Genomic DNA, 22,861 nt, shown 5'->3' on the forward strand with positions numbered 1-22,861 from the left:
AAAACGGCCGGCCACATTCGGCCGGCCGCTTTGTGCCGAATATTCCCCGGCTTAGGCCACGTACTCAATTGCCAGCGGGTTCGTGCTGTTGTTATTGAGAGCGTAGAACTTGCCGTTAATCTGCTGGTAGAAATTGATACCCACCACAGCCGTCACCAGATTAGCAGCGGCCGGGGCGGCCGGGAAAGTGACTACCACCGCTTGGTTGACCAGAGCCGCGCTGTTGATGGGCAGAATGCCCAGCGGAGCCGCCACCACGCCGTTGGTGTAGGTCAGCATCTCCATATCCAGGTCCGAAGCCGCAAACACTACCTCGAAGTGCGTAGCGCCCTGCGGAGAGGCAATGTCGCTAGCCGGGTTCAGCGCCGGAATGCTCATGGTTACATCAGCACCCGCGCCCGTCACCTCATAAGGGAAGTACATGGTCTGGCCAATGCCGGCACCTGCGTTGAAGTTGAAGCCGAGCAGCGGAGCCGAATTGCCCGCGTCGAACACCCGCTGGCCGCGGTCATTTGTGTCGTCGAGCCCGATGACTTCCCGCATCACCTTCGTGAGGCGGGCTGCCAGCTGACTGTCGCTGGCCGAAGCAATGGCCACGCGCAGCGAGTCGCGGAGCAACTTGCTGTATTTAGCGGCCAGGCCGAATTCGGCCGCGTTTTCGCGGGTACGCGCCCGGCTCGGGGCGTTGGCGAAGGCCGCCTTGTCGCCTTGCGGCTTTTGGGAAATGTTCCCGTTTTTGCTGAACACCAGGCCCCCTACGGTGCCCTGGATGCCAATAATGCCCGTTTGACGTGCCATAGTGGTAAGCTGTTAAAAGCTGGAAAAGTTATTGAAAATGGCTGCTTGCACTCTGCGACCTTGCTACCAGGTGCAGCCCACCCCGTAACGCCGCTTGTTTTTGTAATTGAATTGCCGCCACTGGCGCGGCGTAAGCACTCCGGCGGCTCCGCACTTCCAGAGCCCACGCCGGGCCGCCACAGCCGCTGTTTGCTGCACGCTACGGCCTGCTACCCGATGCTTCGGGTCCCAGGCCCACGCCCAGCCCCGCACCACCAGCACAGAATCCAGTGCCAGGGCCGGCCCGCCGGCTACGGGCAGTCGCACCGAGGCCAGCGTCCGCCCGTACAGGTCCACGCCCTGCCGCGTCAACAGCACCAGTTGCTTAGGGCCCAGCAGCCGCGCTACCGAGTCGGCCGCCTGGTGCCCGAACGGCTGGTCCTGCTCCGGCGCATCCACACTCAGCAGCCGCACCCGGTAAATGGTGCTGCCAGCCAACACGTCGTAGGTGTCGCCATCGACCACCCGCACCACCCGGCCCGTTTCTTCTTTCGGCGCTGCGCTTGCGAGGCGGCCCAAAGCCAAGCTTTCAACGGCCGCTTCACCTAGGCCGAAACCAGTCGCAACCGTTAGCAACCACCCACTGAAATACAGCGCTTTATCTTTCATGACACGAACCTACAGCCGGCTTTCAGCCGTTGTATATTCGTCTATCCAAGTAGTCCCAATTCGCCCCCACATGCCCCAGGTTTGCCTCTATCCCAAAGACGTTGCCCAGCTTACCGGCACCGGCTACGACGCCGGCAAGCGCCTGTTACAGCGTATCCGCACCCAGTTGCGCAAGCCCACCCGCGCCTACGTTTCGGTAGCCGAGTTCTGTGCCTATACCAGCCTTCCCGAAGCTGAAGTAACTGCCGCCCTCAACGGAACGCCGGCATCAGCTAACCGGGGCTGAAGGCAGGACGGAGGCAGGCTGCAGGCACTTCCCGCACCGCTGCTGCCGTCTGCCGTCTGCTTATTTGCCTAATTTGCGTTTCCTCTAACAGTTATCTTCTTTCCCATTGTCTGCGTTTGGCCGGGCCCGATTTATTTTCTTCTTCGTCTTTCTGCTGGTAGTGGGCCTGCCTTGGTCCGGGCAGGCGGCTTCGCCGCCCGGGCCGGTTGGCAGCGATACGGTGCAGCGGCTGACAGCCTATCACTTTGTTCTCACCAGTTTGCCGGCCAATACCCCCGGCGATGCGGCGCTCTACCTGGTGGGCTCCTTCAACCACTGGCAGCCGGCCGATGCCCGCTACCGGTTTCGGCGGCAGGCCAACGGCCTGTTTGGCCTCACGCTGCGCACGGAGCTGGCCCGCTTCGAATACAAAGTGTCGCGGGGCAGCTGGGCGGCTATTGAAGGAAGCGGGCACGGGCAGGTGCGCGCCAACCGCCTGGCGACGCGCCAGCAGGCGCAGGCCGGCCCCGTGGAAGTGCGCGTGCAAAGTTGGGAGGACCTGACCGGGACCTTCCAGTTCTATTCGCTATACGACCTGCTGCTGCTGTTTTCGTGCTTCCAGGGCGGGCTGCTGCTGATTGCCATTCCCAGCATTCAGCAGGCCAACCGGGCGGCCAACCGCTGGCTGCTCTGGCTGCTGGGCCTGGGGGCCGGCTGCACCCTGCTCACGGTCGTCAGCAGCGACCGGACGGTGGCCAATGCCTACCCGCAGCTGACGCTGGTACCCGACTTCCTCTGGTTTGTCTACGGGCCGCTGTTCTACGGCTACATCCGCCGGCTGCTGTTCAACGAGGCACCGCGGCCACGGCAGTGGCTGCAGCTGGTGCCCGCGGCGCTGCAGCTGCTGGTGTACCTGCCCTACTTTCTGCTCGACAGCTACGAGTTTCAACTGCGGCTGGTGAGCCACGAAGCGGGCCTGCGGGCCGTGCTGCTGGCCACCGGCCTGGTGGCGCTGCTCACCAACGTCGGCTACTGGCTGGCGAGCCGCCGGGTTATCCGGGCCTATACCCGGCAGTACGAGGCCAGCGTGTCGTACGCCCAGAACCTGCGCTACCTCTCCACGGTGCTGGGTATTCAGGCGGTGTGCTTGGTGCTGTGGAGCTTTTTGTTCGGCATTGTGCTGGCCAGCCGCTGGGCTTCGTTCGATGTATATACCCTTGTGGCCCGCAACCAGGCCCTGATTTGGCTGGTGTTTTCCACGTTGCCCTATTTTCTGGGCTACGTCGTGCTGCATCAGCCCGAAATCTTCCGCTTGGTGCCGGCCCCAGCGACTCCAGGTGCGCTGCCGATTGAAGCCGAGGAGGCCGGGACAACTGTGTCGGCGCCGCTCCCTGTCGTGGCCGAGGTGGCCGGGGTGCCCATTACGGAACCGCTGCCAGCTTTGCCGCGCCCACCTCGCCAGCCGGGTGCGCCGGGGTCGCTCGACCTGTCTGCCGCGCAGGCCACCATAGCTGGCTACATGCGGCAGCACAAGCCCTACCTCAACCCGAGCCTGACCATTCACGAGCTGGCTACCGGGCTGCAGCTGCCGCCGCACGTGCTGTCCAGGGTCATCAACGAGGGCTTCGGCCAGAACTTCTTTGACTTCGTTAATTCCTACCGGGTCGACGAGTTCAAGCAGGTGATGGCTGCCCCGCAGGCCCGGCAGTACACGCTGCTGGCCCTGGCCCTGGAGGTGGGCTTCAACTCCAAGACGGCCTTCAACCGCGCCTTCAAAAAACAAACCGACCAGACGCCGCGCGAGTACTTCAGCGGCATCCGCGAGGAGTAGTACCCACCACCGGAGTGCCACTTTCGGACGGCGGCACCAGAAGCTGAATTGGGTAAATAATTCAGCAGTAGTTGGTTGAAAAATATTGCCGGGCGCGCGGCCCCGGCTTTGCAAAGTGGGGCGCGGGCTCAAAAACAGGGGACTAGGTTTGCTGACCCGATTTGGCAAGGCGTTGGCCGGCCGAAGCGGGACGCACATTTTCTCCCACCCGGCGGCCCCTGGTGCCGCGCTGTTTTTACGCCCCATGTCCTTTGCCCGACTGCTCCTCCTGTTGCTGCTGCTCGCCGGCCGCAGCCTTACTGCTCCGGCGGCCCCGCTCGCTGCCGGCCCCGGCACTCCCCCCATCAGCCGCATCGACCCAACATTCTGGTGGGTGGGCATGAAAAACCCGAAGCTGCAGCTGCTGGTGCACGGGCCCGGCCTGGCTGCCAGCCAGGTAGCCATGGCCAGCTACCCCGGCGTCACGCTCGACGGCTTTCAGCGGCTGGAAAGTCCCAATTACCTAATTGTCAACCTCACCATCAGCCCAACCACCAAGCCCGGTAAGCTGCAGCTGGAATTCCGGGGGAAGCGAAAAGCCACTTACGCTTACGAGCTGCGCGCCCGCACCACGCCCGGCGACAAATCCAGGGTGCAGGGCATCAGCAGCGCCGACTTCGTGTACCTGCTCATGCCCGACCGGTTCGCCAACGGCGACCCCGCCAACGACGTGGTAAAGGGCAACCGCGCCCCCGGCGTGGCCCGCGACTCGATGTACGCCCGCCATGGCGGCGACCTGAAGGGCATCGAGCAGCACTTTGATTACCTGAAAGAGCTGGGCGTGACGGCCATCTGGCCTACGCCGGTGGTGGATAACAACATGCCCAAAGCCGGCTACCACGGCTACGCCCTCACCGATTTTTACGCCGTCGACCCGCACTACGGCAGCAACGAGGACTACGTGCGCTTCGTGCAGCACGCCCACGAGCAGGGCCTGAAGGTGGTTCACGACGTGGTACTCAACCACATCGGCAGCTTCAACTACCTCTGGCTTGACCAACCGGCCAAGGACTGGTTTCACCAGTGGCCCACCTTCACGCGGGGCAACTACCGCAACGGCACGGTGAACGACCCGCACGTGTCGGCGCTGGACCGCAAGATTTTCAGCACTACCTGGTTTGATACCACCATGCCCGACCCGGCCCAGGAAAACCCGCTGGTGGCCACCTACCTCATCCAGAATTTCCTCTGGTGGGTGGAGTACACCGGCGTGGATGGCTACCGCGTGGACACCTACACCTACTCCGACCCCACGTTTCTGATGAACTGGGGTAAGGCCATTCTGGAGGAGTACCCGCAGCTGGGCATGTTCGGCGAAACCTGGATGCAGGAAGCCGAGGGCGTGGCCCAGCAGGCCTTCTGGACCCGCAACGTGTTTCCGCCCGTCAACGGCTTCAAGAGCAACCTGCCCGGCGCCCTCGATTTTATCCTGCGCTATGCGCTGCTGGAGGGCCTGACCAAGCCAGCGGGTTTCTCCGAGGGCATTGCCAAGCTCTACTACGCCGTGCAGGGCGACTGGATGTACGAGGACGCCTCCCGCAACGTCATTTTCCTCGACAACCACGACGTGGACCGGGTGTTCTCGGTGCTGGGCGAGGACGTGCGCAAGCAGAAAATGGCCCTGGCATGGCTGCTCACCGAGCGCGGCATTCCGCAGCTCTATTACGGCACCGAGGTGCTGATGAAGAATTTCAGCCGCCCCGACGGGCTGCTGCGTGAGGACTTCCCCGGCGGCTTCCCGGGTGATAAGCAAAACGCCTTCACGGCCGCCGGCCGCACCCCGGCCCAGCACGACATGCTCACATACGTGCGCAAGCTGGCCAACTACCGCAAAACCCACCCGGTGCTGCAAACCGGCCAGCTCACGCACTTCGTACCGGAAGATGGCGTGTACACCTACTTCCGCCACGACCAGCAGGGCCATACCGTGCTGGTAATGCTGAACTGCAACGCGGCGGAAAAAACAGTGCCGCTGACGCGCTTTGCCGAGCGTCTGCGCGGCTACACCGCCGCCCGGGATGTTCTCACGGAGGCTGTGGTACCCAATCTACAAACAGCCACCGTACCGGCTTTCACCGCCCTGGTGTGGGAGCTGCGCTGAGTCGGCCCGCCCACACGCTCCTGTTTTTCCACTGATTTTTCGCCCCGTCCTGTGTCGCGCACGCTCATCCTGGGAGGTACCACCTTCGACCACATCGTAACCCTGCCCGAGCTGCCGGCCCCGCAGCCGCAGACCATTCACCGGGCGCCTTTTCACGAAGGCACCGGCTCGACCGGCGCGGGCAAGGCCCTGGCCCTGACAAAGCTGGGGCTGCCCAATACCTTGTATTCGGCCGTGGGCGACGATGCCTACGGCCGCCACATCATGGCCGATTTACAGGCCCAGGGCGTGGATGCCCACTACGTGCCGGACCCCGCCGGCACCGAGCGCCACATCAACCTGATGGATGCCCAGGGCCGGCGTATTTCCCTGTTTATCACCCAGGCCTCGCCCGCGCTGGCCTTCGACCACGCCCAGGTCACGGGCCTCATCCGCAACAGTGCGTGCGTGGTGCTGAACATCATCAGCTACTGCCAGGCGCTGATTCCGCTGCTCCGCGACTACCCGCACCCTATCTGGACCGACCTGCACGACTACGACGGCCATAACCTTTACCACCAGCCCTTCATCGAGGCCGCTCACTACATCCACCTCAGCTCCGATAACCTGCCCGACTACCGGCCGGTAATGCAGCTGCTGCGGGCGGCGGGCAAGCACCTTGTGGTGTGCACCCACGGCGCGGCAGGAGCCACCCTGCTCACCGCCCAGGGCCAGTGGCTGGAGCAGGCCGCCGTGCCCGCGCCCGCCGTGGTGGACAGCAACGGGGCCGGCGACAACTTCTTTGCCGGCTTCCTCTACGGCTTTCTGCGCCAGGAGCCCCCGCAAAAATGCTTGCAATACGGGGCCCTGTGCGGCAGCTGGTGCGTAGGTGCCTTCGGTTTGGTGGACCCGCAGCTGAGCAGTTCCCGATTGGAAGCGGCCTGGCAGGAGCACTTCGGCAACGCCTAGTTCTATGCGGTGTTGGCGTGCCGGGCAAGCATAACGCAAGTGCAGGCAACGAAATAAAGCTGCTGCAACGTGCTTCCAAGTCGTTCGTAATCGCGGGCCGGGCAGCGAAAGCGGCTGCACCAGGCGAAGCTGCGTTCACCGCCGGCAAACGCCTGTTACAGCGTATCCTGCCCCAGTTACGCAAGCCCACCCGTGTCTACGTCTACGTCGCCGAGTTCTGCCAGTACAACCGCCCCCCCGAGGCCGAAATAACCAGCCTGCGCTCAACTAGGGCTGAAGGCAGGACGGAGGCAGTCTGCAGGCACTTCGCACCCAGTCTGTAGCTGCCCCGCACTACCGCACCGGCACCCCGTCGTACCACTCTCCAAGAATCTTGCGCCACGCATCGAGCACGGCCGGGGCCAGCAAACGGGCCTTATCCTTGGCATACCGGTCCGTCACGTCCTCGTCGGCGTGCCCCAGTACCATCTTGGCGAGGGCCTTATTGCCGTTGCTTACCTGTTTGAGCAGGGTACCCGCCGTGTGCCGCGCCGTATGCGTGCTGATGACCTGCCAGATAGGCCGCCAGTTATGCATCACCTTGCCACCAGTAATTAACCGGTCATCCCACTCCCGGGTCAGGCCCGCCCCCTTGGCAATTTCCTTAATCCAGTCGCCGCGCTGCTGCCAGTTGCGAGCTGGAAAGTGCCAGCCCCACCGTTCCCCAATCTTCACAGCAATAGGCGGCAGCGGCACGGCGGCGTCATTGCCCGTCTTGCCCTGCGCGTGCAGTAGCGCCGGCACCTTGCTGCCGTCTTCCAGCGTCAGGCTGATTCGCTCGCGTTTGTCGAACTTCTCCAGGTCCTCGTACCGCCGCCCGCTGAATAGCTGGAACAGCCACCGGTCCCGCTCCTCCGCCAGGTTCTCCGACGTCGGCCGCCACTGGATAAGCTTGCGCACCTCTTCCATCTCCAAATCCAGCTGTGGCGCGTTCTTGGCTGAGTATTGCAGCCAGGCCATGTCCGCTTTCAGGTTCAGTTGCTCCAGGCACTTCCGGATGCCTCCGAAATGGACTTTGATGGTCGCGTCCGACTTCTGCAGGTCCAGCAGGTACTGCTGGTATTCCTTGGCTACTTTCTGCGTCACCTGTCCCGGCCGGAGCTCTGGCCGCCACACTTCCATCATTGTGGCCAGCTGGTCGTACTTGCGCAGCGAGTCCTTAGCCAGGTTGCGGTTTTCCGCCTTCCACTCTTCCAGCACCTGCCGGAAGGTACGAGCCGCTTCCACCTTCACCGGCGCAGCAACCGCCGCTGGCCGCCCTTCCGCCGGCAGCAACTCGGCGAGCATCGCTGCTTTGCTCACCTTCTCAAACGGGGCCGCATCATAAAGCCGGTTGAACGTATCCGTTACCTGGTTCACCACCTTAACCAGGCGGGCATTGATGTTGGCAATCGAATCAGGGTGAGTAGGCAGCGTGCCTTCTTCCTTCACCGTCAGCTTGCGCCCACCCAGCACCATCTGTGAGTCGCTCTGCCAGAGCTTTTCTACCTCCCCGTCACTCCGAACCCGTTGCGGCAGGATGATTTCGCCCGTATCGACTTGCAATTCCTCCCCGTGCCACCGCGCCGTGAGCCGTACCGGGCACATTCCGCTCTGGTTGGTGGCCGACAGCCGCGGGTACAACCGCACGCTGATTTTCTTCTTGTAAGGGGTAGAGCGTAGCATTACAATCGGCTGATTTGCGGTTATGTCCCGGTTTCTGTCCCGGAGTATGTCCCGGTTTATACCCAAAAATAACCGAACAAGACCGAATTTCCAAGCAGCCGATTTGCCTAAAAGTGCCTTAAAGACCTCAAAAAGGCATAAACGCAAAAACACCCGCCGGTTATCGGCGGATGTTTTCTGTTGTAGCGCTCCCTCCTGGGCTCGAACCAGGGACCCTCTGATTAACAGTCAGATGCTCTAACCGGCTGAGCTAAGGAAGCTTTTTTTCTAGCCGAAACACCGGTTGTTGTTGTTTCGGAGTGCAAATCTACAACGGGCTATTAAAGAAACGCAAGCCTTCACCCATTTTTTTTCAAAAAAATATGCGTCGGCTCAGTTCGTAATATTGAGAATATTGCCTTGCAGACTGGTACTGTATTGTTTAAGTGGCCGCGGGGCGGGACCGCCCGTTATTTGACCCTGCAAATCGAATTGCGAGTTGCAGCACGAATCGCGCATAAAAAGCCGCGACTTGTCCAGGCTGACCGTAGCGCAGGCATCGTACGGGCGGTAAGGGCAGTTGCGCTCGAAGGCTAAATAGCTGTTTGCGTTCTGACGCACGACGATGACGCCCTTCACGCCGCCGGTACCGGCCGGGCCCTGCACGGGCAGCATCACGGCCCCGTTATTTGCACGCAGGTTCACGTACTCCTGGTTGGTGAGCACCAGGCTCAGGTTTACCGGTGCGTAGGGAATGAGCGGCTGGTCGTCATTTTTAGCGCCGCATGCTGCTGTGCCCAGCATTAGGCACAAAATTATAAATACGGGGAGGCGCTGCATAGGAGGATGAACTAGATGAGGGGCTTGCGAAGCGTTTGCCGAGGGCTGCGGATTTCCGCGAGCCTGCTTGTTGCAAACGAAAACCGGCCCCGCTTATTTCTTGAACAGCGAGTTCACGAACGTGTGGCGGTCAAATAGCTGCAAATCCGTCATCTTCTCCCCCACCCCGATGTAGCGCACCGGAATGCTGAGCTGGTCCGAGATGCCGATGACTACGCCGCCCCGGGCCGTACCGTCGAGCTTGGTGATGGCCAGGGCCGTGACTTCGGTGGCTTTGGTGAACTCCTTGGCTTGCAGGAAGGCATTCTGGCCGGTGCTGCCGTCGAGCACCAGCAGCACCTCGTGGGGCGCGTCGGGAATCATCTTCTGCATCACGCGCTTGATTTTGCTCAACTCGTTCATCAGGTTCACCTTGTTGTGCAGGCGGCCGGCGGTGTCGATGATGATAACGTCAGCACCCATTTCCACGCCGGTTTTCACGGCATCAAAGGCCACGGAGGCGGGGTCGGTGTTCATGCCGTGGCTCACTACGGGCACGCCCACGCGCTGGCCCCAAATGATGAGCTGGTCGACGGCAGCGGCGCGGAAGGTATCGGCCGCGCCCAGCACCACTTTTTTGCCAGCCGAGTGGAAGCGGTGGGCCAGCTTGCCAATGGTGGTGGTTTTGCCCACCCCATTCACGCCTACCACCATAATCACGAAGGGCTGGCCGGTGCTGCCCGCGCTATCAAGCACGGCCGTGGAGCCAGACTTATTATCTTCCAGCAGGGCCACAATTTCCTCGCGCAGAATGCGGTCGAGCTCGCCGGTGCTCACGTACTTGTCGCGCGCCACCCGGGCCTCGATGCGGTCGATGACCTTCACCGTAGTATCGATGCCCACATCGGCGTGTACCAGCAGGGTTTCCAGGTCGTCAAGCACAGACTCGTCCACGGTGCTTTTGCCCACCACAGCCTTGCTCAGTTGCTCGAAGAAGTTGGTTTTGGTCTTTTCCAGGCCGGCATCAAGCGAGGCTTGCTGGGCAGGAGTTTCCTTGTCCTTTTTAAAAAAATCGAAGAGGCCCATGGGGGTTCTGTCATGCTGAGCCTGCGAAGCAACTTATCACGTTCGCAGCACTCGGATTGGTAACTCTACTAAAAGCATCCCGGCTGAGTTGCTTCCTTGGCTAACGCCGACCTTCGGCTCGTCAGCAGAACAAAAGTGAGCATACCAAAAGGTATTACACGCAAAAAGTCCCACGAAGGTGGGACTTTTTAAACTTTTACAAAGCCGAAGCCGGCTGGCAACTATTTGTTACCGGTAGCCAGGTAGTCCTGCACTTTGTCAAGCAACACCATTTCCTCGCGGAAGGTGTAGGCTCCGGTTTTCTCCGATTTAACGGCACGAATTACTTTCGCCCAGTTCTTGGCGTTTTCAACGGTTTTCAGCGTTGCTACTACTTTCTTAGCCATTGTTCAGGTTATTTAATTTCCTTGTGAACAGTCATTTTCCGCATAATCGGGTTGAATTTCTTCAGCTCGATGCGCTCAGGGGTGTTCTTGCGGTTCTTGGTGGTGATGTAGCGCGAGGTGCCCGGCAGGCCCGAGGTTTTATGCTCGGTGCACTCCATGATAACCTGCACCCGGTTTCCTTTCTTGGCCATCTCGACGGGGGTGTATGTGTTTTAAAATTTAGGACTGCAAAGGTACGGGTATTTTTGGAAATTACAACCCTCTAAGTAGCATAAGCTTTAGCTTGTGACGAGCACAGCGAGTTCTTGCACCTGCTGTTTCAACGCCGGAACTCGCTGCGCTCGTCACAAGCTAAAGCTTATGCTACGTGGTTCAGCTACTTCAGCTCCGGCAGCTTAAAGCCTTCCAGGGCGCTGGGTTCGGCCATTAGCTTCTCAATGTCGGCCACGGTGCGCGGGGCTTCGGCCGACAAATTCTCGTAGCCGGTGGCCGTTATCAGGGCATCGTCTTCGATTCGAACGCCGATATTCCACCACTTGGGGTCGCAGGGCGAGCCGGCGGGGATGTAGATGCCGGGCTCGACGGTGATGACGTTGCCGGCTTGCAGCGGGCCGTAGCTGCCGCTGTCGTGCACGTCGAGGCCGAGGTAATGGCTGGCTCCGTGGGGGTAATAGCTACGAAATTCCTCCTTCTTTTTGATGATGCCGAGCTTTTGCAGGCCGGCGGCTACTACTTCCTGGGTGGCTTTGTTGGGGGCATCGAATGGCGCGCCGGGCCGGCAGGCGTCGAAACCTGCCTCTTGGGCGGCCAGGACCAGCTCGTAAATCTGGCGCTGGGCGGGGCTGAAGGTGCCGGAGGGCGGCGCGGTGCGCGTGACATCGGCGGAGTAGCCGTGGTATTCGGCCCCGCAGTCCATGAGCACGAGGTCGTTGTCGAGGCGCTGGCGGTCGTTGGTTTCGTAGTGCAGGATGCAGCCGTTGGCCCCGCCGCCCACAATGCTGGGGTAGCCTTGGAACTCGGCCCCGTAGCGGCGGTACACGTACTCGTGCAGGCCCTGCACGTCCATTTCGCCCATGTCGGGGCGTAGCAGCTTCAGCACCTCGCGCTGGCCCTGGGCGCTGATGCGGATGGCGCGCCGCAACAGGGCCAGCTCCTCGGGCGTTTTGATGGCGCGCAGGTCGCCGAGCTTTTCGCCCAGCGTGGCATCGTCCAGGCGGCCGGGCGGGTTGGCATCGATGGCGGCCTGGCGGGCGGCATCGGTAGTAGCGGCCAGGTAGGCACCGATAAGCGGCGTGGTACCGAGGGCCGGCGTTTCCTTCACCTGGCTGCTCAGGTATTCGGCAACGCGCCTAGCATTGCGCATGCCGTTGCGGCGGATGATGCTGTTGAATTCGGTGACGGCCGGGTTGTAGTCGGCCGGCACACCGGCCTGCTGGCGGAAGGTGGCCACCAGGCTGTGCAAATCGGCGGGGTTGGCAAAGTCGTCGCGGGTGTCAGCGGGCAGGTTGGGGACCAGGATTTTATCAAAACCAGCCCACTTGATGCCGGCGGCGGCGAAGTCTTTGTTGTCGGCGGCGTATTGCAGGGCCAGCTGCGATTTGGCCCCGGCAGCGCCCAGGCGGCGGCCGGTCCACTGCTCGCGGGCGGGGTTGCGGGGCTGGGTGAACAGGGCTTCGGTCACGCCGGGCTGGCCGCCCACGGTGCGCGGCTCCTTGAAGAGCAGCAGCACGGCATCGGGCTCTTCGTAGCCGGTGAGGTAGTGGAAATCGGGGTTTTGGTGGTAGATGTAGTCCACGTCGTTGGCCCGGTTGCGGACGGGTGCGGCGAACACCACGGCCACGCTATTGGCGGGCATTTGGGCCCGGAGCAGCTCGCGCCGCTGCTTGTGGAAGGCGGGCGTCAGGAAATCGGTGGGCCGGGCGGGGGCCGGGTTATTGGCCAGCGGCCCGGGGATGGAAGTGGGGGCCTGAGCCGAGACTGCGAAGCTCAACAACCCCAGCAAACCGGCAAAAACCACTGAGGAAACTGGTTGCCACGGCCGGAGCGGCCAAAAACGGGAAGAGAGCCGCATGAGCATCAGGGTTACGATAACAATCAGACTACCATGCAAGGTAGCCGCTAACAGACAAAGCCAGCGCCGATACAGTTGCCCGGGAGGACAAACGTATCGGCGCTGGCTTTAAATCAGATTAACGCTTCTAGTAACTGGTTTCAGATTATTTCAATCGAACCAGAAACAGAAACAGAAAACGGCAACCTAATTTCTAGTAAACGATGAAGCCCTGCTCCTTCGCCTTCTTCAGGACGGCCATAATGCCATTCTTGTTGATGGTGCGGATGGTGGAGGTAGCTACTTTCAGGGTCACCCAGGCATCTTGCTCGGGGATGTAGAAGCGCTTTTTCTGCAGGTTCGGATAGAACTTGCGCTTAGTCTTGTTGTTAGCACGCGAAACGTTGTTACCAACGCGGGTACGCTTGCCGGTCAAATCACAAACACGGGCCATGATATCGAAGGGTTAAATTTTATTACAAAGCAGGGAAACGGGCCGCAAATATCGGCAAAAGTCTGGCATTCACCAAACGCCCGGCCCTTATTTCCGGTCAGATGCGCCCTGAGCGCCTGGTTTGGGCTTAAAATTCCAGGGGCAGTGGCGGCAGCCGCTCTGGCAGCAGCTGCCCCGGCGGCGGTGGTACTGCGCAGTGAAGACGAGGTAGCCTTCGGGCGTATAGTAAAAATCGCCGGGCTGGAGCGGCTGAGGGACGGGAGCAGGCATAGGGGAATCAAAGGTAGGGCCGGTGGCGTTGAATGGCTGAGGTGTTGTACCTTGTGCTACTGAAATTTGCAATTCATTCTATGAAAACGCCTACTTATTTTATGCTGTCGCTTCTGGCTACGGCCACCGTACTGCTGGCACTGCCGGCTGTGGCCCAAATCCTTACGCCGGTGGTATTAACTACTGCCACAGCCCCGGCCGGGGTGCGCCCGGCCCTGGCCCGCGACGAAACAGCCTTGGCCGACCCCGTGCGCGAGGCACTGCGCACGCTGCCCCAGGCCAAGAAGAAATTTCTGGCCGGCCTACCCATCGGCGACCAGTTTTTGCTGTCGGTGCGGGTGATTGCCACGGATACCAGCTTCCGGCAGGCCTCGGTGCGGGTGCTGGGCTGGCACGGCAACACGGTGCAGGCCCTGCTGCTGCCCGACACCACTGCTTCAGCCACTACTATGGCCGAGCCCACGCCGGTTACTTTCCCCGAAACCGCCGTGGTGGACTGGACCCTGCTGCGGGCCAGCGGCCGCGAAGAAGGCAACTACGTGGGCCGCTACACCGACACCGCGCACCAGCTGGAAGGCATGCGCCTGCGTTAAGGCTGAATAGCGGGCGGGGTGAAAGTTCGTAATTTCGTGCCTCATCAACTCCCACCTGTGCCATGTCCGCCACCTCCTCCCCCACCGCCACGTCCAGCCGCGCCGAGCAGCTTATGCAGCTCGAAGACCAGTATGGCGCGCACAACTACCACCCCCTGCCCGTGGTACTGAACCGAGGCGAAGGCGTGTACCTGTGGGACGTGGACGGCAAGCAGTATTTCGATTTCCTTTCGGCTTACTCAGCCGTGAACCAGGGCCACTGCCACCCGCGCATTATTGAGGCGCTGACCAAGCAGGCGCAGCAGCTCACCCTCACGTCGCGGGCTTTTTTTAATGACCAGCTGGGCGCGGCAGAAAAGCAGATTTGTGAGCTGTTCGGCTACGAGAAAGCGCTGATGATGAACTCCGGGGCCGAGGCCGTGGAAACTGCTCTTAAGCTGGCCCGCAAGTGGGGCTACCAGGAAAAAGGCATTGCCCCGAACATGGCCCAAATCATTGTGGCCGAGCACAACTTCCACGGGCGTACTACGGGCATCATTTCCTTCAGCACCGACGGCGACAGCACGGGTGGCTTCGGGCCGTTTGCGCCGGGCTACCGGGTGGTGCCCTACAACGATATGGAGGCCCTGGAAGAGGCGTTGCAGGACCCGCACGTGTGCGGCTTTCTCATTGAGCCCATTCAGGGTGAGGCGGGCGTGATGGTGCCCTCGGTGGGCTACCTGGCCCAGGCGGCGGCGCTGTGCAAGGCGCACAACGTGCTGTTTATCACCGACGAGATTCAGACCGGCCTGGGCCGCACCGGCAAGCTGCTGGCCTGCGACCACGAAGCCGTGCGCGGCGACATTCTTATCCTGGGCAAGGCCCTGAGCGGCGGCGTGCTACCGGTGTCGGCGGTGCTGGCCGACGACCACATCATGCTCACCATTCAGCCGGGCCAGCACGGCTCTACGTTTGGCGGCAACCCCCTGGCCTGTGCCGTAATGCGGGCCGCGCTGGATGTGCTCATCGACGAGAAGCTGGCCGAGAATGCAGCCCGCCTAGGCGAGATATTCCGCCAGCGCATGCGCCAAATCCAGGCCCAGCGCCCCGAAACGGTGGACCTGGTGCGCGGCAAGGGCCTGCTGAATGCAGTAATTATCGTGCCCGCCGAGGACGGTCGCACCGCCTGGGACGTGTGCGTGACCCTGATGGAGCGCGGCGTACTGGCCAAGCCCACGCACGGCGACATCATCCGTTTTGCCCCGCCGCTGGTGATTACCGAGGAGCAGCTACACGCCGCCTGCGACGTGATTGAGGAAGTGATTCTGGCGTTCTAAGCTGCCTGTCATCCTGAGCTTGCGAAGGACCTTAGCACACCCAAACAAAACGTTCGGATGCGATAGGGTCCTTCGCAAGCTCAGGATGACAGCTTTTTTGTGGCCCTCATGCCCAACACCAACCTTTCCTACTGGGAGCACCAGTCCTTCTTCGGCACGGCCGATGTCGCCATCATCGGCGCGGGACTGGTAGGCCTGACGGCGGCCATCTACCTGAAGCAGCAGCGGCCCACCTGGCGCGTAGTGGTGCTGGAGCGCGGCGCGCTGCCCAGCGGGGCATCGACCAAAAATGCTGGCTTTGCGTGCTTTGGGTCGATTTCGGAACTTTTGGAGCAGGAAAAGCGGGGCGATTTACAGGCCGTGGTGGCTGCCCGCTGGGCCGGACTGGCCCGGCTGCGGGCGCTGCTGGGCGATGCCGAGCTGGACTACCAGCCGGTGGGCGGCTACGAGCTTTTTCGGCACGAGGAAGCGGCCCTGGCGGCCGAGTGCCGGGATAAAATCGACTATTTCAATGCGCTGCTGGCCCCGGTGGTGGGGCACGCCCGCACTTTCCGCGATGCCAGTGCCGAAGCCGGGCAATTCAGTTTCGGGGGCGTGGGTACACTGCTGAAAAACGACCACGAAGGCAGCCTCGACGCCGGCCGCATGATGCGCGCCCTGCTGGCCCGCGCCTGGGCCGCCGATGTGCCCGTGCTCACCAGCTGCACCGTGGAAGACGTGGAAACCACCGCCACCGGCCACCACCTGCGCCTGGCCAACGGCGCGAGCGTGGTGGCCGGCCAGGTGCTGCTAGCCACCAATGCCTTCGCTACCGAGCTGCTGCCAGAGCTGGCCGTAAAGCCCGGCCGAGGGCAGGTGCTGGTGACCGAGCCGCTGCCCGGCGTGCACCTGCCCGGCACCTTCCACTACGACCACGGCTACGCCTATTTCCGCCAGCTGGCCGACCACCGCATCCTGCTGGGCGGCGGGCGCAACCTGGATTTTGCAGCCGAAGCAACCACCGCGCCCGGCCTCACGCCCAGGGTGCAACACTACCTCGAAAACCTGCTGCATGAGGTGATTGTGCCCGGCCAGCGGCCCCGCATCGACTACCGCTGGAGCGGGGTGATGGGGTTCGGGCCGGCGCTGGCGCCCATAATCGATTGGGTGCGACCGGGCGTGCTGGCCGCCGTGCGCTGCAACGGCATGGGTGTGGCCCTAGGAGCGGGCATCGGTTGGGAGGCGGCCGAAAAGCTGGCCGATGGGTAGCGGAAACCGGCCAATATTCGTACAGCCCTGCTCAGACCTTACCTCCGGCTTCTCACTATGCTTTTTGCTACGCGCCCCCGCTTGTTTCACTCCCGTTTGCTGGCTTTGCTGGTGGTAGCCGGCGGCCTGGCCAGTGGCTGCCAGAGCAGCCGGCCCAGCTTCTCATTTCAGCCCGCACCGGGGCGGGCGCGGGCAGTGGATTTGGAGCAGCCCGCAGCAACAGAAACCAAGGTCATAGCAGCAAGAGAGCCGATTTCTGCCGTAGTGGCCTCCCGGCCAGCGGTGGTGCAGCGGGTGCGTCAGCAGCCGCAAACAGAAATTCAGCAAGCCCCAAAACAGGCTGTAGTTACGCCCGAAAACCTGACGGTGGCGCGGGCTTCGGTAGTGCCGCACCGCCGTCCGCTGCTGGGCCGCGCCCACGCTACGGCCGAGGCCGGGCTGGGCACCACGGTGCTGGGCGTGCTGGGGCTGGTGGTGCTGCCCATTGCCCTGATTGGGCTGGCCATCAGCGGCGGCGGGCTGGTGTGGGGCATTGTGGCGGGGGCGGCGGCGCTGGCGGTGCTGGTGGCGTACATCGACCCGTTTGGGCGGCGGTAAGGTTTCGGGCCGAACTTTGTGGCTTCGTTTTGCTTTTACAGAACGTTTGATTTTCTTTTTTCACGTTCCGGGCGCAGCCCCGGCGTCATCGATATATGCTCCCAACCCACCGCCCCCGCCGCAACCGCAAGTCCGAAGTTATCCGCGACATGGTGCAGGAAACCCGCCTCACCACCCACGATTTTATCTTTCCGCTCTTCATCATCGAAGGCCAGAGCCAGAAGCTGGAAGTGAAATCCATGCCCGGCATTTACCGGTTTTCGGCCGACCGCATTATCGAAGAAGTGGGCCAGTGCGTGGAGCTGGGCATCAAAACCTTCGCCCCTTTTCCCAGCATCAATGATGCGCTGAAGGACCGGCTGGCCAAGGAATCGGCCAACCCCGAAGGCTTGTACCTGAAAGTAGTGGCCAACATCAAGCGCCAGTTTCCGGAAGTGGTGCTGATGACCGACGTGGCCATGGACCCCTACAGCAGCGACGGCCACGACGGCGTGGTGGATGCCGAGTCGGGCGAAATCCTCAACGATGCGACCCTGGAAGTGCTCGGCCAGATGGCCCTGGCCCAGGCCCGCGCCGGGGCCGACATCATCGGGCCCAGCGACATGATGGACGGCCGCGTGGCCTGGATTCGGCGGGTGCTGGACGAGAATGCCTTCCAGCACGTGAGCATCATGAGCTACACGGCCAAGTACGCGTCGGCCTTCTACGGCCCGTTCCGCGATGCTTTGGATTCGGCCCCCAAAAAAGGCGATAAAAAGAGTTACCAGATGAACCCCGCCAACAAGCGTGAGGCCCTGCGCGAGCTGGCCCTAGACGAGGCCGAAGGCGCCGACATGGTGATGATAAAGCCCGCCCTGAGCTACCTGGACGTGATTCATGCCGTGAAGGAGCGCACCCACCTGCCCGTAACGGCCTACAACGTATCGGGCGAGTACGCCATGGTGAAAGCCGCCGCCCAAAACGGCTGGCTCGACGGCGAAAAGACAATGATGGAGGTGCTCACCAGCATCAAGCGCGCCGGGGCCGATGCCATTCTGACCTACTTCGCCAAGGAGGCGGCCGCTGTGCTGCGCCGGGGCTAGTTGGCTTGCGGCCTGAGTAAAAAAAGTGGTTCCGGCAGGGCTCGAACCCGCATTGGCTGGTTCGAAGCCAGCAGTCCTATCCATTGAACGACAAAACCAGGTAATGGCAGCAAATATATCAACGGCCGCCACTTCCGTGCACATTCGCCGCGCGACGGTGGCCGACCTGCCCGCCCTGCTGGCCCTGGTGCGGCGCGTAGTGCCGCTGATGCAGGCCAGCGGCAATCTCCAATGGTCGGCCGACTACCCGAACGAGGCCGTATTCACGGCTGATATCGCCCAAAAACACCTCTGGGTAGCCGAGCTAGACGGGGCCATTGCCGGCGTGGCCGCCCTCACCCAGGACCAGGACGCTGAATACGCCCAGGCCGACTGGGACGCAACCGAGGCGGCCCTCGTCACGCACCGCCTGGCCGTGGACCCCGCCGCGCAGGGCAAAGGCGTGGCGCTGGCCCTCATGGAGCAGGCCGAAAAGCAGGCCGTAGCGCAGGGCTTAAACGCTTTGCGCGTCGATACCAATTCCGAGAATGCCGCCACGCAGCGGCTGTTTCCGAAGCTGGGCTACCGGTTTGCGGGCGAGATTACGCTGGGGTTTCGGCCGGGGCTGCGGTTCTTCTGCTACGAGAAGCGACTGGGGTAATGGAAGTGTTCCGGCTCGGCTTGGTAGTAGTGTTGCTCGGGCTGGGCATGATTTACAGCGAGCGGGCGGGCAAACTGACTGCGGCCGCAGCCGGGACCGGCGGGGCATTGGGCCTGTTGATTTACCTCGGCAGCGGCTTTGCGGGGCTGGCGCTGTTGGCGCTGTTCTTCGGCCTCGGCACGGCGGCTTCCAGCTGGCGCGTGGCCGACAAGCGCCGCCTCGGGCTGGCTGAAGAAAACAAGGGCCGCCGCACGGCCGGGCAGGTAGTGGCCAATGCTGGCGTGGCAGGCCTGCTGGGGCTACTGGCCTGGCAATATCTGCCCGCCGCTCCGCTGGCCCAGCTCATGCTGGCCGGCAGCCTCGCCGCCGCCACGGCCGACACGCTTTCCTCGGAGCTGGGCAACGTGTATGGCCGCCGCTACTACAACATCCTCACGTTGCGGCCCGACATACGCGGCCTCAACGGCGTGGTGAGTCTGGAAGGCACGGCGCTGGGGCTTGCGGGCACGGCCGTGCTGGCGGCGGCCTACTGCCTGGGCTTTGGGGCTGAGTGGGCGGCGTTTGGGTGGCTGCTGGTGGCGGGCACGGCCGGCAATCTGGCCGATTCGGTGCTGGGCGCTACGGTGGAGCGGCGGGGCTGGCTGGGAAATAATGCGGTCAACTTCCTCAATACCCTGACCGGGGCGCTGGTAGCGGGTGGGCTGGGGTGGTGGCTGGGTTAGCAATTGGTGGTGAGCCTCGGTTAAGGTCAGCGTAACGGAAAGTCTTTGGCTAGCATCGTGCGAAGCTGCCTCTCCAATACAGCCTGATTTAATGGCTCGCGCTCGGCGGGCGGTGGTGTATGATTGTAGTACACAATAGCTTTTTGCTGTCGGTCGTAGATGAATAAGCAGATAATCGACTTGGCCTTGATAGCAATAGGCACCATCATTCCCATTGTCAACACTCCTACGCCAATGGATTTGGCTACTTGTCCGCTGTAGTTGTTCGGTGTGCGAGTGAAGCCCTGCGTGGCAGTGACCAGAACATACCGCTGGTTCTGCGTGGAAAGCAGGTAGTCGAGCGTCGGCAAGTTTGCGCCAGTGTCCAGGCGCATACGCTTGTCAATGCCTTCCACGGCCCGGTAAATCTCCTGCCGCGCCGCAGCTTGCAGCGAATCGGAAATTGTCATTTCGCCGCGCAAATGCAGTTCGGCTTGATGACTAACCAGCAGCTCCCGCAGCAACCGCACCGACTCAGCCGATGCCTCCGCGCTTAGGCGGGGCTGATTGCCGGTTTCAATGGTAGCAATCTGCGCCACGGGTGAAGCAAATGGGATTGCCTGCACATCGGCCGCCCTGAACCCCGGCCGCGTTATACCTGACGTGGTAGCGCAGGCAGACAGTAGCCCGGCCAATAGCACGAGGCCCGGAATGTATCGCATAATGAAACGTGTAGAAAGACTAGCACGGCGCTGCTAAAATACCGTAGTGGCTGCAAGCTACTGCGCAAACGGCCAGCGCCTCAAACTCCGGCTCCACAGCAGAAACGCCCCCGTGCCCAGCGCCATCATGCCCAGCGCGGCCACTTGGAAATACAGTTTAAAATGCACGCCGCCCCACGTCACATCGGCCGGCGCGATGCCCACGAACACGAACAGCCACACGATGATAGCCAGGATAACGGGCAGCGGGTAGAGCGGCATTTTGAACGGCAGCGCACTGGTGCCACGCCGCTTCCGCAGCAATATCAGGCCCACGGCCTGGCCCACAAACTGCACCAGAATGCGCATGGCCAGAATGGCCGAAATCACCTCGCCCAGCCGGAAGAGCAGGCTGAACACGAAGCCTACGCCGCCCAGCAGCAGCAGCGACACGTAGGGGAACTGCTTGGTGGGGTGCAGCTTGCCGAACACAGGCAGAAACTCGCCATCGGCCGCCGCCGCGTAGGGGATGCGCGAGTAGCCCAGCAGCACCGCAAACAGCGACGCGAACGCCACCAGTAGCACCATGGCCGTGGCCACGTTGGCCGCGGTGGGGCCGTACAGCCGCTCCATAAATACGCTGATGATGAACTGTGACTTGTCGCCGGCGCCGGCCTGCCAGCTTTGCACTTCCTGCCACGGAATGACGGTGCCCACGCTCCAGTTCAGCAGCAGATACAGCGCCGCGATGCCCAGGATGCTCAGGAAAATGCTGCGCGGGATGACGCGCTGCGGGTTCACAATTTCGGCCCCGAGGTGGCACACGTTGTAGTAGCCCAGATAGGAATAGATGGTTTTGACGGCCGCCTGGCCCATTGCAGCCGAAATGAGCAGCCCCGGCAGGGCCGAAAAACCGCCCACCGGGAAGATATCGACGTGGTGGTTGGGGTGCGTGACGCCGCCGAAAATCAGCCAGCCCATCAAACTCAGTACGCCCACCCACAGGGCCACGCCCAGCTTGCCAATGTCCTCGATGCGGCGGTAGAGCAGCACAATGAGCAGTAACACCACTGAACCGGCCACGGCCTTGGGCTGCCACCATTCGGTCATGGGCACGAGGTAGCCGAAGTACTGGGCGAAGCCGATGGCCCCGGAGGCCAGCACCAGCGGCGACTGGATAAGCGTTTGCCACACGTAGAGAAACGACATGTAGCGGCCCCACTTCTGCTCGCCGTAGGCCAGCTTAAGAAAGCGGTAACTGCCGCCGGCTTCGGGGTAGGCCGCGCCCAGCTCGCTCCAAATAAGGCCATCGACGGAAGCCAGGGCCGCGCCCACCAGCCAGGCCAGCAGGAAATTGGGGCCCATGAAGCCCATCACGAGGGGCAGGGTGACAAAGGGGCCAATGCCCACCATGTCAATCATGTTGAGGGCGGTAGCTTGAACCAGGCCGAGGCGGCGCTGCAAAGTAGGTGCGGACATAGGAACGAAAGTACCGCCTGTGTGCGGTACCGTGGACTCTGCGAGTTCGCGCGGCTGAACGTTCGTATGACCGCAGATGCGCGGACTCGCAGAGTCCGCGCTACGTTTTACCAACCCCCATCGCCTTGCCTTCGTACCCCAATGCGTCACTTCACGCAATGTTCATCAAAACCTAATGGCTGGTAGTTCTTCTAAAATCGTCGTCTACGGGGCCATTGGGGCTAACGTGGCCATTGCCATCTCCAAATTTGTGGCGGCCTATTTCACTGGGAGCGCGGCCATGATGTCGGAGGGCATCCACTCGCTCGTGGATAGCGGCAACGGCGGACTGATTCTTTTCGGGCTGAACCGCAGTGAGCGGCCGGCCGATGCCCGGCACCCCTTTGGCCACAGCAAAGACCTATATTTCTGGACGGTGATTGTGGCGGTGATGATTTTTGCCGTGGGTGGCGGCATGTCGCTCTATAAGGGCTATCAGTACCTGCAGCATCCCGCGCCCCTCACCGACCCCACCTGGAACTACTGGGTGCTCGGCCTGGCCATGCTGTTTGAGGGCACGGCCTGCGCGCTAGCCTACCGCGAATTTCGCAAAACCCAGGGCGCGGCGGGTTTCTGGCAAGCCCTGCGCGACAGCCGCGACCCGGCCGTATTTGCCATTCTACTCGAAGACATGGCCGCCCTGGTCGGCTTGGTGATTGCGCTGGCCAGCGTATTTCTCGGGCATTATTTCAATAATCCTTACTTCGATGGGGCCGCCTCCATGGCCATTGGCGCGCTGCTGGTGGGCATGTCGGTATTCATGCTGCGCGAAGCCCGGGGGCTGCTGGTGGGCGAAGGGGCCAGTCCCGAAGTGCTACGCGGGCTCGAAGCCCTAGCCAGCCAGGATGCGGCCGTAACGAAGCTGCGCGCACCCCTCACCATGTACCTCGGCCCCGCCGATGCCATCCTGGCCCTCGACATTGCGTTTCACGACCACCTCACAGCCGTGGAGATTGAGCAGGCCGTGGAGCGCCTGCAAACCGCCATCAAAGGCAAGTACCCCGAGTTCCGGCGCGTCTTCATCGAAGCCTCGTCCCTCAATGGCCAGCAGCGCCAAAAAGCCTCTCCGCTAACTCCCAGCTAGACC

Annotated in this window: 24 protein-coding genes and 2 tRNA genes; 12 read left to right on the forward strand and 14 right to left on the reverse strand. The window is 62.1% G+C overall.

Translation table 11 applies throughout. The annotated features are described in order from the left end of the window. Window positions 1–51: 51 nt before the first annotated feature. Entirely contained in the window at window positions 52–798 is a 747-nt protein-coding gene (locus HBN54_RS19790; protein WP_168674966.1) for a hypothetical protein, read from the reverse strand. A gap of 63 nt (window positions 799–861) precedes the next feature. Then, complete coding sequence (locus tag HBN54_RS19795) at window positions 862–1,356, reverse strand: thermonuclease family protein (protein WP_235955618.1); 495 nt, start codon at window positions 1,354–1,356, stop codon at window positions 862–864. A 160-nt stretch (window positions 1,357–1,516) separates the two neighbouring features. Between HBN54_RS19795 and HBN54_RS19800 the strand changes: the two genes are divergently transcribed. The 4 genes from HBN54_RS19800 (at window position 1,517) to HBN54_RS19815 (ending at window position 6,630) form a co-directional block, all read left to right on the forward strand. Then, a complete protein-coding gene (locus tag HBN54_RS19800; protein WP_168674968.1) occupies window positions 1,517–1,732 on the forward strand; it encodes a hypothetical protein in 216 nt (71 codons plus the stop codon). Window positions 1,733–1,838: 106 nt separating this feature from the next. Next, the gene (locus tag HBN54_RS19805) at window positions 1,839–3,542 is read left to right on the forward strand and encodes a helix-turn-helix domain-containing protein (RefSeq protein ID WP_168674969.1); all 1,704 of its coding nucleotides are present in this window, start codon (window positions 1,839–1,841) and stop codon (window positions 3,540–3,542) included. Window positions 3,543–3,786: 244 nt separating this feature from the next. Further along, on the forward strand, window positions 3,787–5,682 hold the full coding sequence (locus HBN54_RS19810; RefSeq protein WP_168674970.1) for a glycoside hydrolase family 13 protein: 1,896 nt from the start codon (window positions 3,787–3,789) through the stop codon (window positions 5,680–5,682). Between the two features lie 51 nt (window positions 5,683–5,733). After that, entirely contained in the window at window positions 5,734–6,630 is an 897-nt protein-coding gene (locus tag HBN54_RS19815) for a carbohydrate kinase family protein (RefSeq protein WP_168674971.1), read from the forward strand. A 333-nt stretch (window positions 6,631–6,963) separates the two neighbouring features. Here the strand turns inward: HBN54_RS19815 and HBN54_RS19820 are convergent, their stop codons facing one another. The 9 genes from HBN54_RS19820 to HBN54_RS19860 form a co-directional block, all read right to left on the reverse strand. Next, window positions 6,964–8,334: a phage integrase SAM-like domain-containing protein gene (locus HBN54_RS19820; RefSeq protein ID WP_168674972.1), complete on the reverse strand. Its 1,371-nt coding sequence runs from the start codon at window positions 8,332–8,334 to the stop codon at window positions 6,964–6,966. A gap of 186 nt (window positions 8,335–8,520) precedes the next feature. Next, window positions 8,521–8,594: transfer RNA gene (locus HBN54_RS19825), tRNA-Asn, on the reverse strand. A 112-nt stretch (window positions 8,595–8,706) separates the two neighbouring features. Continuing rightward, window positions 8,707–9,117 (reverse strand): Rieske (2Fe-2S) protein, encoded by a 411-nt coding sequence (locus tag HBN54_RS19830; RefSeq protein WP_168674973.1) that lies wholly within the window; start codon window positions 9,115–9,117, stop codon window positions 8,707–8,709. 129 nt (window positions 9,118–9,246) lie between these two features. After that, complete coding sequence (ftsY, locus tag HBN54_RS19835) at window positions 9,247–10,218, reverse strand: signal recognition particle-docking protein FtsY (RefSeq protein WP_168674974.1); 972 nt, start codon at window positions 10,216–10,218, stop codon at window positions 9,247–9,249. A gap of 221 nt (window positions 10,219–10,439) precedes the next feature. Continuing rightward, window positions 10,440–10,604, reverse strand: a complete 165-nt coding sequence (locus tag HBN54_RS19840) for a DUF4295 domain-containing protein (protein WP_072008680.1) — start codon at window positions 10,602–10,604, stop codon at window positions 10,440–10,442. Between the two features lie 8 nt (window positions 10,605–10,612). Next, complete coding sequence (rpmG, locus tag HBN54_RS19845; RefSeq protein ID WP_168674975.1) at window positions 10,613–10,795, reverse strand: 50S ribosomal protein L33; 183 nt, start codon at window positions 10,793–10,795, stop codon at window positions 10,613–10,615. Between the two features lie 185 nt (window positions 10,796–10,980). After that, on the reverse strand, window positions 10,981–12,594 hold the full coding sequence (locus HBN54_RS19850) for an aminopeptidase P N-terminal domain-containing protein (RefSeq protein ID WP_235955619.1): 1,614 nt from the start codon (window positions 12,592–12,594) through the stop codon (window positions 10,981–10,983). Window positions 12,595–12,868: 274 nt separating this feature from the next. Then, complete coding sequence (rpmB, locus tag HBN54_RS19855) at window positions 12,869–13,108, reverse strand: 50S ribosomal protein L28 (RefSeq protein WP_168674977.1); 240 nt, start codon at window positions 13,106–13,108, stop codon at window positions 12,869–12,871. An 87-nt stretch (window positions 13,109–13,195) separates the two neighbouring features. Next, the gene (locus HBN54_RS19860; RefSeq protein ID WP_168674978.1) at window positions 13,196–13,378 is read right to left on the reverse strand and encodes a DUF5522 domain-containing protein; all 183 of its coding nucleotides are present in this window, start codon (window positions 13,376–13,378) and stop codon (window positions 13,196–13,198) included. Between the two features lie 80 nt (window positions 13,379–13,458). Here HBN54_RS19860 and HBN54_RS19865 point away from each other — a divergent pair, with 80 nt between their 5' ends. From HBN54_RS19865 to hemB, 5 genes are all read left to right on the forward strand, one after another. Next, window positions 13,459–13,971 carry a hypothetical protein gene (locus HBN54_RS19865; protein ID WP_168674979.1) on the forward strand — a complete coding sequence of 171 codons (513 nt, stop codon included), beginning with the start codon at window positions 13,459–13,461 and terminating at the stop codon, window positions 13,969–13,971. Window positions 13,972–14,033: 62 nt separating this feature from the next. Continuing rightward, on the forward strand, window positions 14,034–15,287 hold the full coding sequence (gene rocD, locus HBN54_RS19870) for an ornithine--oxo-acid transaminase (protein ID WP_168674980.1): 1,254 nt from the start codon (window positions 14,034–14,036) through the stop codon (window positions 15,285–15,287). Between the two features lie 108 nt (window positions 15,288–15,395). Next, on the forward strand, window positions 15,396–16,535 hold the full coding sequence (locus tag HBN54_RS19875; RefSeq protein WP_168674981.1) for an NAD(P)/FAD-dependent oxidoreductase: 1,140 nt from the start codon (window positions 15,396–15,398) through the stop codon (window positions 16,533–16,535). Between the two features lie 57 nt (window positions 16,536–16,592). Continuing rightward, window positions 16,593–17,132, forward strand: coding sequence for a hypothetical protein (locus tag HBN54_RS19880; protein WP_168674982.1), 540 nt, complete (start codon window positions 16,593–16,595; stop codon window positions 17,130–17,132). Between the two features lie 95 nt (window positions 17,133–17,227). Further along, entirely contained in the window at window positions 17,228–18,214 is a 987-nt protein-coding gene (hemB, locus tag HBN54_RS19885) for a porphobilinogen synthase (protein WP_168674983.1), read from the forward strand. A 26-nt stretch (window positions 18,215–18,240) separates the two neighbouring features. On the opposite strand, the gene HBN54_RS19890 is transcribed toward hemB, so the two are convergent. After that, window positions 18,241–18,312: transfer RNA gene (locus HBN54_RS19890), tRNA-Arg, on the reverse strand. Window positions 18,313–18,350: 38 nt separating this feature from the next. Between HBN54_RS19890 and HBN54_RS19895 the strand changes: the two genes are divergently transcribed. Together HBN54_RS19895 and HBN54_RS19900 are read left to right on the forward strand one after the other, a co-directional pair. Beyond that, window positions 18,351–18,854 (forward strand): GNAT family N-acetyltransferase, encoded by a 504-nt coding sequence (locus HBN54_RS19895; RefSeq protein WP_168674984.1) that lies wholly within the window; start codon window positions 18,351–18,353, stop codon window positions 18,852–18,854. Further along, window positions 18,854–19,576: a DUF92 domain-containing protein gene (locus HBN54_RS19900; protein ID WP_168674985.1), complete on the forward strand. Its 723-nt coding sequence runs from the start codon at window positions 18,854–18,856 to the stop codon at window positions 19,574–19,576. The genes HBN54_RS19895 and HBN54_RS19900 overlap by 1 nt, the downstream gene beginning before the upstream one ends. A gap of 26 nt (window positions 19,577–19,602) precedes the next feature. Here HBN54_RS19900 and HBN54_RS19905 read toward each other — a convergent pair whose 3' ends face one another. Together HBN54_RS19905 and HBN54_RS19910 are read right to left on the reverse strand one after the other, a co-directional pair. Then, window positions 19,603–20,154: a hypothetical protein gene (locus tag HBN54_RS19905; protein ID WP_168674986.1), complete on the reverse strand. Its 552-nt coding sequence runs from the start codon at window positions 20,152–20,154 to the stop codon at window positions 19,603–19,605. A gap of 180 nt (window positions 20,155–20,334) precedes the next feature. Next, window positions 20,335–21,735 (reverse strand): APC family permease, encoded by a 1,401-nt coding sequence (locus tag HBN54_RS19910; RefSeq protein ID WP_168674987.1) that lies wholly within the window; start codon window positions 21,733–21,735, stop codon window positions 20,335–20,337. 175 nt (window positions 21,736–21,910) lie between these two features. Here HBN54_RS19910 and HBN54_RS19915 point away from each other — a divergent pair, with 175 nt between their 5' ends. Beyond that, window positions 21,911–22,858 (forward strand): cation diffusion facilitator family transporter, encoded by a 948-nt coding sequence (locus HBN54_RS19915; RefSeq protein ID WP_168674988.1) that lies wholly within the window; start codon window positions 21,911–21,913, stop codon window positions 22,856–22,858. Window positions 22,859–22,861: the final 3 nt, after the last annotated feature.

This window comes from Hymenobacter artigasi (genome assembly GCF_012275535.1).
In the GTDB taxonomy this organism is placed as follows: Bacteria; Bacteroidota; Bacteroidia; order Cytophagales; family Hymenobacteraceae; genus Hymenobacter; species Hymenobacter artigasi.

Coding starts and splice junctions, on each gene's coding strand:
- HBN54_RS19790 (WP_168674966.1), bottom strand. CDS start 798: ATGGCACGTCAAACGGGCATTATTGGCATCCAGGGCACCGTAGGGGGC.
- HBN54_RS19800 (WP_168674968.1), top strand. CDS start 1,517: ATGCCCCAGGTTTGCCTCTATCCCAAAGACGTTGCCCAGCTTACCGGC.
- HBN54_RS19810 (WP_168674970.1), top strand. CDS start 3,787: ATGTCCTTTGCCCGACTGCTCCTCCTGTTGCTGCTGCTCGCCGGCCGC.
- HBN54_RS19820 (WP_168674972.1), bottom strand. CDS start 8,334: ATGCTACGCTCTACCCCTTACAAGAAGAAAATCAGCGTGCGGTTGTAC.
- HBN54_RS19830 (WP_168674973.1), bottom strand. CDS start 9,117: ATGCTGGGCACAGCAGCATGCGGCGCTAAAAATGACGACCAGCCGCTC.
- ftsY (WP_168674974.1), bottom strand. CDS start 10,218: ATGGGCCTCTTCGATTTTTTTAAAAAGGACAAGGAAACTCCTGCCCAG.
- HBN54_RS19840 (WP_072008680.1), bottom strand. CDS start 10,604: ATGGCTAAGAAAGTAGTAGCAACGCTGAAAACCGTTGAAAACGCCAAG.
- rpmG (WP_168674975.1), bottom strand. CDS start 10,795: ATGGCCAAGAAAGGAAACCGGGTGCAGGTTATCATGGAGTGCACCGAG.
- rpmB (WP_168674977.1), bottom strand. CDS start 13,108: ATGGCCCGTGTTTGTGATTTGACCGGCAAGCGTACCCGCGTTGGTAAC.
- HBN54_RS19860 (WP_168674978.1), bottom strand. CDS start 13,378: ATGCCTGCTCCCGTCCCTCAGCCGCTCCAGCCCGGCGATTTTTACTAT.
- HBN54_RS19865 (WP_168674979.1), top strand. CDS start 13,459: ATGAAAACGCCTACTTATTTTATGCTGTCGCTTCTGGCTACGGCCACC.
- rocD (WP_168674980.1), top strand. CDS start 14,034: ATGTCCGCCACCTCCTCCCCCACCGCCACGTCCAGCCGCGCCGAGCAG.
- HBN54_RS19875 (WP_168674981.1), top strand. CDS start 15,396: ATGCCCAACACCAACCTTTCCTACTGGGAGCACCAGTCCTTCTTCGGC.
- HBN54_RS19880 (WP_168674982.1), top strand. CDS start 16,593: ATGCTTTTTGCTACGCGCCCCCGCTTGTTTCACTCCCGTTTGCTGGCT.
- hemB (WP_168674983.1), top strand. CDS start 17,228: ATGCTCCCAACCCACCGCCCCCGCCGCAACCGCAAGTCCGAAGTTATC.
- HBN54_RS19900 (WP_168674985.1), top strand. CDS start 18,854: ATGGAAGTGTTCCGGCTCGGCTTGGTAGTAGTGTTGCTCGGGCTGGGC.
- HBN54_RS19910 (WP_168674987.1), bottom strand. CDS start 21,735: ATGTCCGCACCTACTTTGCAGCGCCGCCTCGGCCTGGTTCAAGCTACC.
- HBN54_RS19915 (WP_168674988.1), top strand. CDS start 21,911: ATGGCTGGTAGTTCTTCTAAAATCGTCGTCTACGGGGCCATTGGGGCT.